Annotated in this window: 12 protein-coding genes; 11 read left to right on the top strand and 1 reads right to left on the bottom strand. The window is 65.0% G+C overall.

Features of this window, described 5'->3' with window-relative positions; all coding sequences use genetic code 11:
• Positions 1-52 precede the first annotated feature (52 nt).
• The 10 genes from CK215_RS01150 to CK215_RS01195 all read left to right on the top strand — a co-directional run bounded on the left by CK215_RS01150 (position 53) and on the right by CK215_RS01195 (position 11,570).
• On the top strand, positions 53-3,793 hold the full coding sequence (locus CK215_RS01150) for an SPOR domain-containing protein (protein ID WP_095829859.1): 3,741 nt from the start codon (positions 53-55) through the stop codon (positions 3,791-3,793).
• A 232-nt stretch (positions 3,794-4,025) separates the two neighbouring features.
• A complete protein-coding gene (gene nagZ / locus CK215_RS01155; protein ID WP_095829860.1) occupies positions 4,026-5,045 on the top strand; it encodes a beta-N-acetylhexosaminidase in 1,020 nt (339 codons plus the stop codon).
• Positions 5,046-5,108: 63 nt separating this feature from the next.
• Complete coding sequence (locus tag CK215_RS01160; protein ID WP_067000872.1) at positions 5,109-5,909, top strand: ScpA family protein; 801 nt, start codon at positions 5,109-5,111, stop codon at positions 5,907-5,909.
• Positions 5,906-6,655: an SMC-Scp complex subunit ScpB gene (scpB, locus tag CK215_RS01165; RefSeq protein WP_066999981.1), complete on the top strand. Its 750-nt coding sequence runs from the start codon at positions 5,906-5,908 to the stop codon at positions 6,653-6,655. Before CK215_RS01160 ends, scpB begins: the two co-directional genes overlap by 4 nt.
• A 179-nt stretch (positions 6,656-6,834) precedes the next feature.
• Complete coding sequence (locus CK215_RS01170) at positions 6,835-7,053, top strand: twin-arginine translocase TatA/TatE family subunit (protein ID WP_066999984.1); 219 nt, start codon at positions 6,835-6,837, stop codon at positions 7,051-7,053.
• Positions 7,054-7,136: 83 nt separating this feature from the next.
• Positions 7,137-7,880: a Sec-independent protein translocase protein TatB gene (gene tatB, locus CK215_RS01175; protein ID WP_066999987.1), complete on the top strand. Its 744-nt coding sequence runs from the start codon at positions 7,137-7,139 to the stop codon at positions 7,878-7,880.
• On the top strand, positions 7,877-8,743 hold the full coding sequence (gene tatC, locus CK215_RS01180; protein ID WP_095829861.1) for a twin-arginine translocase subunit TatC: 867 nt from the start codon (positions 7,877-7,879) through the stop codon (positions 8,741-8,743). Before tatB ends, tatC begins: the two co-directional genes overlap by 4 nt.
• A 109-nt stretch (positions 8,744-8,852) precedes the next feature.
• Positions 8,853-10,157, top strand: coding sequence for a serine--tRNA ligase (gene serS, locus CK215_RS01185; protein ID WP_095829862.1), 1,305 nt, complete (start codon positions 8,853-8,855; stop codon positions 10,155-10,157).
• 4 nt (positions 10,158-10,161) lie between these two features.
• Positions 10,162-10,920 carry a 5'/3'-nucleotidase SurE gene (surE, locus tag CK215_RS01190; RefSeq protein WP_066999996.1) on the top strand — a complete coding sequence of 253 codons (759 nt, stop codon included), beginning with the start codon at positions 10,162-10,164 and terminating at the stop codon, positions 10,918-10,920.
• Positions 10,917-11,570 carry a protein-L-isoaspartate(D-aspartate) O-methyltransferase gene (locus CK215_RS01195; RefSeq protein WP_066999999.1) on the top strand — a complete coding sequence of 218 codons (654 nt, stop codon included), beginning with the start codon at positions 10,917-10,919 and terminating at the stop codon, positions 11,568-11,570. Before surE ends, CK215_RS01195 begins: the two co-directional genes overlap by 4 nt.
• Before the next feature lie 61 nt (positions 11,571-11,631).
• Here CK215_RS01195 and CK215_RS01200 read toward each other — a convergent pair whose 3' ends face one another.
• The gene (locus tag CK215_RS01200) at positions 11,632-12,345 is read right to left on the bottom strand and encodes an outer membrane beta-barrel protein (protein WP_067000875.1); all 714 of its coding nucleotides are present in this window, start codon (positions 12,343-12,345) and stop codon (positions 11,632-11,634) included.
• Between the two features lie 359 nt (positions 12,346-12,704).
• On the opposite strand from CK215_RS01200, the gene CK215_RS01205 reads away from it, so the two are divergent.
• Entirely contained in the window at positions 12,705-14,231 is a 1,527-nt protein-coding gene (locus CK215_RS01205) for a LysM peptidoglycan-binding domain-containing M23 family metallopeptidase (protein WP_095829863.1), read from the top strand.
• Positions 14,232-14,255 lie beyond the last annotated feature (24 nt).

The raw sequence follows: 14,255 nt of genomic DNA on the forward strand, positions 1-14,255 counted from the left end.
AACCCTGCGCGACGTCCATGGCGTCCGACTGTGTGCGAGTTCGGGAACAATAATGGCAGACAGAACCCAGCTGAAAGTAGCCGCAAGCAATCACATCGCCGACGACGATCCGTTCGCCGAACTGACCCGCATCATGGGTTTCGATCCGCGTCAGCCGGTCAGGCCGCAGTCGCCGGCGGCCGCAAAGGCTGCGTCCGCGAACCAGGCTGCCGATGGGGCCGACTTCGACATCGACCTCGAAAAGGAGCTGATGGGCGACTTCGACATTGCCGAGGAAAGCGAGCCGGTGGCGCAGCAGGCTGCCCAGGCTGCGCCGGCTTACTGGGCTGCCACTCTCAGCGACGACGAGCTCGCCGCTTCTCTCGAACGGGATTTCGTCTTTGACGATGCGGCGGATCACGCCCATTTTGCCACGCCCGCTGTTGCCACGCCCCCTGCGCCGGAGCCGGCCGCCGACACGGCATTCGACGATGATTTCGACAAGGCGGTCGCGCGTTCGTTGGAAGTCTCGCCCGTGCAGGACGACCTTTCCGTCGACCAGGAAATGGCGGCCTCGCTGGATGAGGGCTTCTGGATCGACGACCAGCCTGACACGGACGAGAGCGCCGCCGCGGCCGCCGAGCCTGCGGCTGTCGAGCCTGCTGTCCTTGAGCCTGCGGACGAGACGGCGTTCGACGCCGATTTCGACACTGCGGTCCAGATGTCGCTCGAGGACGAGTTGGCCTTCGATGACCGTGATATCGAGCAGCCCGAAGGCGCCGACGTGCAGCCGATCGAGGCTCACGCCGCTGTCGACCAGCCAATCGCCGCTGAAGACTACGAGAGTGGGTCCGATCAGGCCGAATTCGTTCGAGCCGCAGTTGATCAGGCCCATCTCGATCAGGCTCAATTTGATCAGGCCCAATTTGAGCAGGCGACGGCTGATATCGCCATGGATATCGATCAGCCGCAGCACCTGATCCTGGAACAGGAACTGTCGGTCGATGACGAGCCATCGCCGGCCCTCGAGGCGCCTGTCGAGGCCGAGCATTTCGCCGCCGATCCCGAGCCCGCCTTCGATCCCCAACCCGATCACGGAGCTGTAGCCGATCAGGTCTTCGAAGACGATTTCGAGCTCAGCTTCCGTGACGCGCTTGCCGAGGAGCCGGAAGGTCCGGCTGTCGATCCTGAACCGGTCGCCGGTCACGAGGCCGCGGCCGAGGAGGTCTTCGGAGACGATTTCGAACTCAATTTCGACAACGTGCCGTTCGGGGATCCGGAAGCGCCGGCTGCCGAGGCCGTCGCCGCGGCGGAGCCGTCAATCGCGGAGCCTGCTCCTTCTGTATCGGCACCGGTTCCGCCGGTTGCGGCAGTCGAGCCGGCTAAGCCGGCCGCAGGCGAGCGCAGCCTGGAAGACGAACTCAATGCGCTGCTTGGCGCCATGACCGCGCGGCCGATCCCGGTTGCGCCGGTCCCGGTTGCTCCCGTTCCGGCCGCCGCACCGGCACCGCGGTCGGTCGTTCAGCCGGCTGGCCACACCGACCAGAAGGCTGGCGTGGCCGATGAGCTCGATTGGGATCTCGACGCACGCAACGAGCCCGCCTACGGCACGCAGACCGCCCAGTCCGCCGATGCCGATCTCGATAGGCTGCTCGCCGGCGAACTCGACCGGCAGGGCTTCGAAGGCGCGGCTTCCGAACAGGATGCCGAACCCAGCATAGATTTCGATGACGAGGCTTTCGACGCCGCCTTCGCCAAGGGCATCGAGATGGACGCGCCGGTCGCGCCTGCCGAACCGCCAAAGTCGTGGAGCCGCGTGACCCCGGTCGCAGCGCCGGTGCACGCCTCTTATGCCACGCAGCCTGCGGCTACGGCGCTGCAAACCGCTGCCCCTGCCTACGAACCTGTGAAGGATTATTCCGCATACGCCAAGCCGGCGCCGCAGATGCCGACGCCTGCCTATCGTGCGGAGCCGGCGAAGGACTATGCCGGTTACGCCACGCCGGCCCCGGCGCCGCAGATGTCGGCGCCTGCCAATCGTGAGGAGCCGGCGAGGGACTATTCCGCTTACGCCAAGCCAGCCGCGGCGCCGCAGTCTCGCCAGCAGGAGGAAATGCCCGATGTCGAGACGGTCGACGTGCCGGAGCGCGTGGTGGCGTTGGCCGACGACCTCGACATTCCGGAGCTCAGCTTCGAGGAGGATCAGCCTGCGGCGCCTGACTATGACGATCTCGATGCCGAGTTTGCCGGCCTGCTTAGCGAGATGAACGCAACCGAGATCGCTCAGGCGCCTGTGCAGAGCCGGGGCTATGAGGACGACTCCCTCAATGCCGGATTCAAGACCGGCTACGACCGCCGCGAGTTGCGCGCCGAGACGGCCGCTGCACCGGCGACCCTGTCCCATTCCGCATCTGCAAGCCAACTCGATGCAGACGATTTGCCCGGCAGCCGGCCGGTCTCGCAGGCGGACGACTTCGCCGTCGACGAACTTGACTACGATCCTGAGCTCGACGAGGCGATGACTGTGCCCGGATTTGCCGAGCGCGAAGCCGCGAAGCCGCGAAGCCGTGGCATGATGCTTGCCGCGCTCGTCGGCGCCGTTGTGGTCGCGGGCGGTCTCGGCGCTCTCGCCTTCTCCTTTGGCGGCAAGGGCGGCAGCGAAGCGCCCGTGATCGTGAAGGCGGACAATTCGCCGATCAAGGTCAAGCCGCAAAATCCGGGTGGCACTGTGGTGCCGAACCAAGACAACAAGGTCTATGACGCCGTGGCCAAGGGTGGGGCGGCCAAGCCCGCCGAACCGGCGCAGCAGAAACTGGTGACCAACACCGAGGAACCTATCGACGTGGCGTCGAAGGAACCCCCGCAGAGCCGGATCGTCGACCTTTCGCCTGACGACACCGACGCCGCGCCTGGCACCAACTCAGCCGGCAATGCGGCCGCGGCAGCGCCGGTTCCGGACACAGCAGCTCCGGCCGCAGCCGCGCCGGCACCGGCCGAAGGCGCGCCGGCTCCAGAGGCCGCAGCGCCGGCACCGGACGCAGCAGCGCCAGCGCCGGCTGACGCCCAGGCCGCCGCCCCCGCAACCCCACAGCAGGCCGCTCCGGCGCCGAAATCGGAAGACCGCATCGCCCAGGTTCTGCAGGAGGCAGACAAGGGGACCAACAACGATGTCGTCGCCGTGGCGCCGCGCAAGGTGAAGACCATGATGGTGAAGCCTGACGGCTCGCTGGTTCCGCGAGACGACCCGGCTCCCGCGCCGCAGGTCGCGGCGACCGAACCGACCGATCCGGCGCCGCAGCACGTCGCTTCCGCCGGGCAGGGCGATGCCCAGCCGACAGGCGCCGTCACGCCGGCAACCGATCAGGCTGCCGACCAGGGCGGTGATGACCAGAGCGATGCCGCAGCGGTGAAGCCCGCCGCCGCGCCGAAGACCGAAGCCAGGGTCCAGTCCGCCAACACGCCGGCGAAGGTGCCGGTGGCGCCGCCGCGTCCGTCCGATCAGCCGGTCGATATCGTGGGCGAGGTCAAGCCCGACCAGGTCGCCTCCATCGATCCGGCGGCGGCAGGCGGCGGCTCGTGGTCGATGCAGATCGCTTCGCAGCCGACGGTTGAAAGCGCCCAGTCCACCTACCAGGACCTGCAGCGCCGTTACGGCAGCGTGCTTGCCGGACGCACAGCCAACATCGTCAAGGCGCAGATCGCCGGCAAGGGCACTTTCTACCGCGTCCGGGTTCCGGCCCAGTCGCGCAACGACGCGATCAATCTGTGCACCAACTACAAGGCGGCCGGCGGCACCTGCTTCGTGTCGCGCTGATCATCTAGCACCGTTCAGAGCCGGCGCCGCCGCGAGGCCGCGCCGGCTTTTTCGTTGTGGACGGCTATCGGCATTCATGCGGCAGCGGTCAGGGTCAGTCCCTTTGCTTTCGCAAATCTTAGGGCGGTTCAGCGCCGGCAGAAACGCAGAACCGCATAACTCCTTGTTTTTGCGCAATTCCGGGCACAAAACGGTTACACATTGTTCCTGGAATTGCTCTAAGCTTCGATTCATGACCGAATCAAAATCCATGATCCTCGGCTGTGCCGGGAAATCCCTCACCGAAGATGAAATCCGCTTCTACGGCGACGAACGTCCTTGGGGCTTCATCCTGTTCGCGCGCAATGTCGGCGAGACCGAGCAGATCCGCGACCTGGTCGCCTCGATGCGCGAGAGCGTCGGACGCCCGGATGCCCCGGTCTTCATCGACCAGGAGGGCGGCAGGGTACAGCGCCTGCGGCCGCCGCTGGCGCCGAACTATCCTGCAGGCGGAGCGCTCGGCGCGCTTTGGCGCGACGATCGCGAGGCCGGCCGCCGCGCCGCGTGGCTGCTCGCGCGGCTTCACGCCTTCGATCTGCTGCGCCACGGCATCACCGCCGACTGCCTGCCGGTGCTCGACGTCCCCATTGCGGGCGCCAGCGATGTCATCGGCGCGCGCGCCTATGGTATGGAGCCCAATGCCGTGATCGAGCTTGGCCGGGCTTCGGCCGAGGGCCTGATGTCGGGTGGCGTCCTGCCGGTCATGAAGCATATTCCCGGCCACGGCCGCGCCTTTGCCGATACGCATTTTGCGCTGCCGACGGTCGATACGCCGCTCGCCGAGTTGCGGCAACATGATTTCGCCCCGTTCAAGGCGCTCAACCACCTGCCGATGGCGATGACGGCGCATGTCGTCTACAGCGCGATCGACCCGGACAATCCGGCGACGACCTCGGCCAAGGTCGTCAACGAGGTGATCCGTGGCGAGATCGGCTTCGAGGGGCTCCTAATGAGCGACGACACCTCGATGAAGGCACTTTCTGGGGATTTCCCGACAAAGGCGGCCGCGATCCTTGCGGCGGACTGCGATCTCGTCCTTCACTGCAACGGCGTTTTCGAGGAAATGTCGGGGATCGCGTCGCGTACGACGGTGCTCGAAGGCAAGTCCTTGGCGAGAGCGGAGCGGGCGCTGGCCTATATAAAGGACCGCGACGTCGCGGACGAAAGCACCATACGCGCGGAATTCGCCACCTATTTCGACGCGGTGGCCTGAACCGAAGGGAAAGCAAGGCAAGTGGCGGAAACATTGGACAGCAAGGCCGCGAAGGCCGCACCGATGGACCGTCTGTGGGCCGAGAACGACGAGTCACGTCTGACCGGCGATCCGTCGCTCGTGGTCGATGTCGCCGGCTTCGAGGGCCCGCTCGATCTTCTGCTGCATCTGGCGCGCAACCAGAAGGTCGATCTCGCCCGCATCTCGATCCTGGCGCTCGCCGAGCAATATCTGGCCTTCATCGAGAAGGTGAGGGCGCTGAGATTGGAGCTCGCGGCCGACTATCTGGTCATGGCGGCATGGCTTGCCTTCCTCAAGTCGAAGCTGTTGATCCCGAAACAGCCGGGCGAAGAGGGCGAGAGCGGCGAGGAACTGGCAGCGGTGCTGCAATTCCGGCTGAAGCGGCTGGAGGCGATGCGTGATGCCGCTGCGCGGCTGGTCAACCGCAACCGGCTCGGCCGCGACGTCTTCGCGCGCGGCATGCCGGAAATGGTGATCGTCGAGAAGCGCAATGCCTATTCGGCCTCGCTCTACGATCTGCTGACCGCCTATGCGCAGCAGCGCCAGCGGCAGGCGATCAGCAACGTGACGATCGCCAGACGCGCCGTATGGTCGCTGAAGGACGCACGCGACGTGCTGGCACGGCTGGTCGGAACGATTGGCGACTGGACGGCGCTCGACAGCTTCCTGATCCAGTATCTGGCGGCGCCGGAAGAAAGGCGCACGGCAGTCGCCAGTTCGTTCGCCGCGACACTCGAAATGGTGCGCGAGGGCAAGCTGGAAGTGCGGCAGGATCAGGTCTTCGCGCCGATCTATCTGCGCGGCCGCGCACAAGGGGTCAAGGCAGTCGAGGTGGCATCATGAGTGAACGCGCCAACGCTTCGGTCATCCCGTTCAAGGTCGAACCGGAAGCCGAGATGGCCGAGCAGGGTTCTATCGAGAACCCCGCCGAGCGGCTGCAATTGTCGGAAGCAGTCCGCATGGCCGAGGCGATCATCTTCGCCAGTGCCGAGCCGGTCAGTGAAAGGCAACTGGCGGCGCGCCTGCCCGAGGGCGTCAACATCGCGGCGGCAATGGCCGATCTGCAGGAAATCTACGCCAAGCGCGGGGTCAACCTGGTGCGGGTCGGCGACGCCTGGGCGTTCCGCACCGCCGGCGACCTGGCTTTCCTGATGAGCCGGGACTCGGTCCAGCAGAGAAAGCTTTCGCGCGCGGCGCTCGAAGTGCTGGCGATCATCGCCTATCATCAGCCGGTCACCCGCGCCGAGATCGAGGATATCAGGGGGGTCGAGACCTCGAAGGGCACGCTGGACACGCTGCTGGAGACGGAGTGGGTCAGGATGCGCGGCCGGCGCCGCACGCCCGGCCGTCCCGTGACCTACGGCACGACCGACGCTTTCCTCGATCACTTCGCGCTGGAGGAGATCCGCGACCTGCCCGGCATGGAAGAGCTGAAGGGCGCCGGATTGCTCTCGACGCGCATGCCGTCCAATTTCTCGATGCCTGTGCCGCCGGCCGATCCGGACGCGCTGGCCGAGGACGAGGATGCGCTGACCGATATCGACCTCGAGGAGCTCGGATTGCTCACGCCGCGCGTCACCGAAGAGTGAGTGCGAAACCGATACGAATGGTCTATTAGCAGGGGCTGCGCGGATTCGTAGCAAGGCGCTCACGCCGAAAGTGCGTGACATCCGCTAGCCATTTTACCAACTTCATTGCGGTTGTGTTTGAATCCCCGAGCGAAAACGCATAGATCATCGCCGAGGGAAAACATTCGAGAGAGATTGTTATGGGTTCACTATCGATATGGCACTGGCTGATCGTTCTGGTCATCGTGCTGCTCCTGTTCGGCCGCGGCAAGCTGCCGGAGCTGATGGGCGACATGGCCAAGGGCATCAAGAGCTTCAAGAAGGGCATGGCTGAGGACGATACCGACGACAAGCGGACCGTCGAGCACCGCGCCGACGAGACCGTATCGCCGGGCAAGGAAAAGGTCAGCAAGAGCTGAGTCCGGTTGTTGCTTTGAGCATGTCGTTGTCCCAGAACCCTTTCGTGTTTTTGGGCGACAGGCTCTCGTTGGAATAGATTGCCATGTTCGAAGTCGGCTGGAGCGAGCTGCTGGTGATCGCGGTCGTCATGATCGTGGTCGTCGGGCCGAAGGATTTGCCCAACATGCTGCGCACGTTTGGCCGCACCGCGGCCAAATTGCGCGCCATGGCGGGCGACTTCCAGAAGCAGTTCAACGACGCCCTGAAGGAAGCCGAGCTTGACGATGTCAAGGACTCGGTCGACAGCCTTCGTGGGCTCAGCCCGATGAACGAAATCCGCAAGCAGCTCAATCCGTTCGAGCAGGCGGCGGCCGACGTGCGGGCCGGCGTCGATACGATGATGAAGCCCAAGCCGGCTTCCGATCAGGCGCCCTCGGATGCAACGACCCCGCAGCCTGCCGAGCCGCTGAAGAACGGCGCGACGGAAATCCCGGGCATCAACGGAACCGACGTCGCCCCGGCTGTGCCGATGTCCCCGCCAGCTGCGCCGATCTCCCCGGCCTTGACTGAGGCCTCCGTGACCACGCCCATTGCGGAGACCGCCGGGTCCGCCCAGCCGGCGAAAAAAGTGGCCGCGTCGAAGACGAAAGCCGCCGGTGCAGCGGCGAAAGCCGCATCGGCCAAGGCTCCGGCGCCTAAAGCCCCGGCAAAATCTGCGCCGGCGCCCGCAAAGGCCGCAGCGCCTGCTAAGAAGGCGGCACCCAAGGTTGAGGCCAACCCCGCGGCGAAGAAGCCGGCCGTGAAAAAGGCCGCCGATGCCAAGAAGACGGCAGGAGCCGCCAAGTGAGCGTCTCGGACAAGGAGAGGGAAGAGATCGAGAAATCCTCGGCGCCGCTGATCGAGCACCTTGTCGAGCTGCGCCGGCGGCTGATCTGGTCGCTGGGCGGCTTCTTCATCGCCTTCCTCGCCTGCTTCTTCTTCGCCAAGCGCCTGTTCAACCTTCTGGTCGTCCCGTTCAAATGGGCGACGCAATGGGCTGGGCTCGACCCGCACAAGGTCGAGCTGATCTACACGGCGCCGCAGGAGTTCTTCTTCACCCAGGTGAAGCTCGCCATGTTCGGCGGCATGGTCATCGCTTTCCCGCTGATCGCCACGCAGATCTATAAATTCATCGCGCCGGGTCTCTACAAGAACGAACGCAGCGCCTTCCTGCCGTTCCTGATTGCGTCGCCCATCCTGTTCCTGATGGGCGCCTCGCTGGTCTATTTCTTCTTCACCCCGATGGTGATGTGGTTCTTCCTCGCCATGCAGCAGGTCGGCACCAACGACCAGGTGCAGATCTCCTTGCTGCCGAAGGTGTCGGAATATCTCAGCCTGATCATGACGCTGATCTTCTCCTTCGGCCTGGTGTTCCAGCTGCCGGTGGTGACCAGCCTGCTGACGCGCGTCGGTCTTCTGTCGTCGCAAGCGCTGGCCGAGAAGCGCAAATGGGCGATCGTCATTGCCTTCGTCGTCGCCGCGGTGTTGACCCCGCCAGATCCGATGAGCCAGATCGGCCTCGCTCTTCCGACCATCGTGCTCTACGAGGTCGCGATCTTCACTTCGCGCCTGATCGAGCGCAGCCGGGAGCGCGACCGTCTGGCGCGCGACGGGCAGGAAGAGGCAGACAGCGCTGTCGCCGGAAAGACGCCGGACGCGCCGTCAACCTAGCGCTAAAACCTGGTCCCGGGCCTGAAAAACACGGCTGCCGGCTGCTGCTGTCTTGCATCGATCAGGGATGCGGTTTACGCCCTCGAACCTTACTCGAGGACGGAAAGCCATGCTTGACATCAAATGGATTCGCGACAACCCGAAGGCCCTTATCGAAGCGCTGGTGAAGCGCTCGTGGTCGGCTGAGGACGCCCAGTCCGCCGTCGAGGATCTGATCGCCAGGGACGAGGAGCGCCGCACCCATCTCAGCGAATTGCAGGTCAAGCAGGAGCGCCGCAATGCCGCTTCGAAGGAAATCGGCAATGCCATGCGCTCGGGCGAGGCCGTGCTTGCTGAAAAGCTCAAGGCCGAGGTCGGCGAGATCAAGGCGTTCATCCAGAACGGCGAGGCGCGCGAGCGCGAGCTCGACCAGGCGCTGAACGACGCGCTTGCGGTCCTGCCCAACGTGCCGCTCGACGACGTGCCGGTCGGCAAGGACGAGCACGACAATGTCGTCAAGCGCGTCGTCGGCGATGTGCCGACCCGCCCGAACTGGGTGAAGGAGCATTTCGAGATCGGCGAAGCGCTCGGCATGATGGATTTCGAGCGTGCGGCGAAGCTGTCCGGCTCGCGCTTCACGGTGCTGAAGAGCCAACTGGCGCGCATGGAGCGCGCGCTCGGCCAGTTCATGATCGACCTGCACACGACAGAGCACGGCTATGGGGAGATCCAGCCGCCGCTGATGGTGCGCGACGAGGTTCTCTTCGGCACCAACCAGCTGCCGAAATTCGAACTGGACCTGTTCTTCACGCCGCATGGCGACGGACGGCTGGGCCTGATCCCTACGGCGGAAGTGCCGCTGACCAATCTGGTGCGCGAGGAGATCACGCCGCATGAGAAGCTCCCGCTGCGCTACACGGCGCTGACGCCGTGCTTCCGCTCGGAAGCGGGCTCGGCCGGCCGCGACACGCGCGGCATGCTGCGCCAGCACCAGTTCTACAAGGTCGAGCTGGTGTCGATCACCGACCAGGAAAGCTCGCTCGCCGAGCATGAGCGCATGACGCAATGCGCCGAGGAGGTGCTGAAGCGGCTCGGCCTGCCGTTCCGCACGGTGACGCTCTGCACCGGCGACATGGGCTTTGGCGCACGCAAGACCTACGACATCGAGGTCTGGCTGCCGGGCCAGAACGCCTATCGCGAAATCTCGTCCTGCTCGGTCTGCGGCGACTTCCAGGCGAGGCGCATGGATGCCCGCTACAAGGACAAGGACGGCAAGGGCAACCGCTTCGTGCACACGTTGAACGGCTCCGGCACCGCGGTCGGCCGCGCTCTCATCGCCGTCATCGAAAACTACCAGAATGAGGACGGCGGCGTAACCATTCCTGAAGTGCTGCGGCCTTACATGGGTGGTCTTGCCAAGATCGAATCGAAATGAGTTCATGCGCATCCTGCTGACCAATGATGACGGCATCCACGCCGAAGGCCTTGCGTCGCTCGAGCGCATCGCCCGAACGCTCTCGGATGATGTCTGGGTGGTGGCGCCCGAGCAGGACCAGTCCGGCTACGCGCATTCGCTTTCGATTTCGGAACCGCTCAGGCTGAGGAAGGTCGGCGAGAAGCATTTCGCAGTGCGCGGCACCCCCACCGACTGCGTCATCATGGGCACGAAAAAGATCCTCCCCGGGCCGCCTGACCTCATCCTTTCGGGAGTCAATTCCGGCGCCAACATCGCCGACGACGTTACTTATTCGGGCACGGTTGCCGGCGCCATGGAGGGGGCGCTGCTCGGTATCCGTTCGATCGCGGTCAGCCAGGCCTATTCCTATTTGGGCGAGGACCGCGTCGTCCCTTACGAGACGACCGAAGCGCTGGCGCCGGCGCTGCTCGAAAAGCTGATCGCAACGCCGCTGCCGGAAGGCGTGCTGCTCAACGTCAATTTCCCGAACTGCGCACCCGACGAAATCGAGGGCACGGTCGTCACCGCGCAGGGCAAGCTCGTGCACAGCCTTTGGGTCGACGAGCGCCGCGACGGTCGCGGTCTGCCTTATTACTGGCTGCGCTTCGGTCGGGAGCCGGTCGAAGGCAAAAAGGGCACCGATCTTTACGCGCTGCGCAACCGGCTGGTGTCGGTGACGCCGCTGCACCTCGACCTCACCGCCCATGAACTCCGCGACCAGCTGACCAAGGCGCTGTCATGACCATGGCTATCGACGACCGTGAAGGTTTCGCCGCTTTCCTGCTGCGGCTGCGCGGCAGGGGCACGGCGCCGAAGGCACTGGTCGCTGCTTTCGAGGCGACGCCGCGGCGCGGCTTCCTATCCGCGCAGTTCCATTCGATCGCCTGGTCGGAAGGCATGCTGCCGATCGAATGCGGCGAGGCGATCGAGGGCGCGGACCTGCAGGCGGCGGTGGTTGCGGCTTTGGCCATCGAGCCGGGCAACCGCGTGCTCGAGATCGGCACCGGGTCCGGCTATACGGCAGCCGTGATGTCCAGGCTTGCCGCGCGCGTCGTCAGCGTCGACCGCTACAAGACCTTGACCGAGCAGGCAAAGCAGCGATTCGAGGCGCTCGGCATCAGCAATGTCATCGTACGCCAGGCCGACGGCTCCAACGGCCTGCCCAACGAAGGGCCGTTCGACCGCATCATCGCCTGGGCGGCCTTCGAAAGCCTGCCGCGCTTCCTGCTCGATCAATTGTCGAGCGGTGGCGTCGTCATCGCGCCGATCGGCCCGGAGGAGGGCGAGCAGGTGCTGGCCAAGCTCACCAAGGTCGGCAGCCGTTTCGAGCGCGAGGACATCGGCATGGTGAGGCTGCAGCCGGTCCTGCGCAGCGTTGCCGCGGTGATCTAGCGCGCCAGCCCTGCGATCGACGGCTAACCGCGTCGAACGCGCCTGCGACCCATCACTGTAGTCAGCCACCCCAGCGGTAGTTCAGGTGCAAACCAACGAGATCGACATCCTGATCGATGCGCTCGGTGCTGAAGGGGCCCCCGGGCGCGCCAACGACCGTGAAGGTGGTGGTCTTGTCGGGCATGAACAGGTGATCGTATTCGATCGCGAGTGACCAATTCGGGGCAAAGCCATATTCAAGACCGGCACCCAAGGCACCGCCCCAGCGGGTCTGATCGTCTGTCTCGCCGGCGGGCGTGTCGGGTGAAAAGAAAACATCGAAACGGTCGTGAGTCACGGCCGCGCCTCCCTTGACGTAGAATAGGGCGTTGTCGACGCTGTACCCGACTTGGGCGGTCAGCAAGCCAAACCAGTCGACATGGGACCGATTTATGAAGACGGGAACAACGATGTCGACGTTGGAACCTTTCAAATCGGCCCAATTCCCTTGAGCCTCCAGGCCGAAGACCCAATCGCTGCGCTGCCAGCGGTAGCCGAGCTGAGAGCCGGCCGTCCCGCCGGTGGCGTTATGACAACCTTCGCTGCCAAAAAACGCTGAGGTCCAGCAGGAGTGGCTCGAGCCCCAGCCGCCATTGGCGCCGATGTAAAAGCCGCTCCAATCATACCCAACGTCGGTCTTCGTAGGGACAGGAACGGCGAGATCGGCGGCGGACGCGTGCGCAACGGCGCTTAGAGCAGCAGCAAAAGCCGCTGCGGCGATCAGAACTCGTTTCATCAGGGTACCCCTCCCGGTTGCATCCACGTTAGCCGAACTCAACCGAAAAATGCTGTTACCTCGGCGCAACAGCAAGGATATTTCCAGAAGCCTGGACGATTCTGGCAGGCACCGCTTTGGCAGCGCAGGCGTGGTCAAGTGAGGGTGGTGCCGCTGCTCGCCCGGTCTCATTTCGTGCGCTTCGCCGGCTCCCGAGACGTCCCTCTCGTCTCGATCGGCACGATCTGTCCGGACTTCGTCGCGCCTGTCGAAAAATGTTTTAAGAAAATTTTCGGCGGATTCTAATGGGTTAACCGGCCAGTAACATTAACGCGCTTTAATCATGACCAGTTTGTACCGGGTCTGTGCGGGTTAGTGCGATGCAATTCAATGGTTTGAAGGCAAACGGACGCAATCTGGCGCGCGGCTGCGCCGTCCTCATGATCGCCGGTGCCGCGGCAGGCTGCAGCTCCCAGGCGATGCGCTTCAATGGTGTCGACGACGTCTTCACATCGTCCACCAACAATCAGCGCGCCATCATCAACAAGCAGAATGTCGACCAGCCCTATCCGGGCGATACGGTCGCGCCGGCGCCTGTCGACGGCAGTCACACCCAGTCCGTGAGTCGCTCCAGTCTCGAGCCGGTGACGTCCCAGCAATTGCCGCCGCCCTCGGCGCCGGCCGCCGCCAAGCCGATGCGCACCGCCTCGGCCCCGGCACTCGCGCCGGCGCCTGCCGCGCCGCATCTGGACAGGACGGCCACCAATACAGTCGCCCCGGCCGCGAAGCCGTTCAAGACCGCCGAGCCCGACGCGGTGCGCAACGCAAGCGCGGCGCCGCACGCGACCGAGATCGTGGTGAGGGAAGGCGAGACGATTTCCGGTCTGGCCCGCCAATATCATGTGCCGGCCGATGCGATCATCAAGGTCAACGGGCTCGATGCCAACAAGGGCATCAGAACCGGCCAGAAGATCGTCATTCCGGCCTATGCCTATTCGAGCAAGGGCGGGCCGAAGGTTGCCGACAGCACCAAGCCCGCCAACCCACCGAAGCAGCCCGCCGGCGCGCCGGAGAAGGTTGCCGTGCTGCCGCAGCAGCCAAAACTCAAGGACGGCAAATCCGCCGCGCAGGTCGATGCATCGGCGGCGGCCAGCGGTTCGAAGAGCGCCACGCCCGCCCAGATGGCCGAGGCAAAGCCGGCCGGCGCCGGCGGTACCTACACCGTTCAGCAGGGCGATTCCCTGTCTTCGATCGCCCGCAAGACCGGCGTCGGCGTCACGGCGCTCAAGCAGGCCAACGGCATGAAGGACGGCCTCTTGAAGATCGGCCAGACGCTCAAGGTTCCGGCCGGCGGCACCGTTGCCGTCGCTGCCGCGAAGCCTGTCGCGACCAAGCCGACCGTCGATCCGGTGACGACGGCAACCACGCAGCCGCCGGCAAAGACCACACCGTCGGAGACGCTCGCCTCCTACACGCCGCCGAAGAAGGACGCCAAGGTCATCCAGCAGGCCGAGGACGACGATGCAGTGGCGCCGGATGCGACCGGCATCGGCAAGATGCGCTGGCCGGTGCGCGGCCGCGTCATCTCCGGCTTCGGCTCCGGCAAGGACGGGGTCGACATCGCGGTGCCGGAAGGGACGCCGATCAAGGCGGCCGAAAACGGTGTCGTCATCTATGCCGGCGACGGTCTCAAGGAGTTCGGCAACACGGTGCTGGTGCGCCACGAGAACGGCCTGGTCACCGTCTACGGCCACGCCAGCTCGATCGAGGTGCAGCGCGGCCAGAAGGTCAAGCGCGGCCAGGAGATCGCGCTGTCCGGCATGAGCGGCACCACGGACTCGCCGAAGCTGCACTTCGAGGTGCGCAAGAACTCCGCCCCGGTCGATCCGAGCGGCTATCTCGAATAGAACAAGAACAAATTGCGGGCCGCC

The organism is Mesorhizobium sp. WSM3864, assembly GCF_002294955.1.
Classification (GTDB): domain Bacteria; phylum Pseudomonadota; class Alphaproteobacteria; order Rhizobiales; family Rhizobiaceae; genus Mesorhizobium.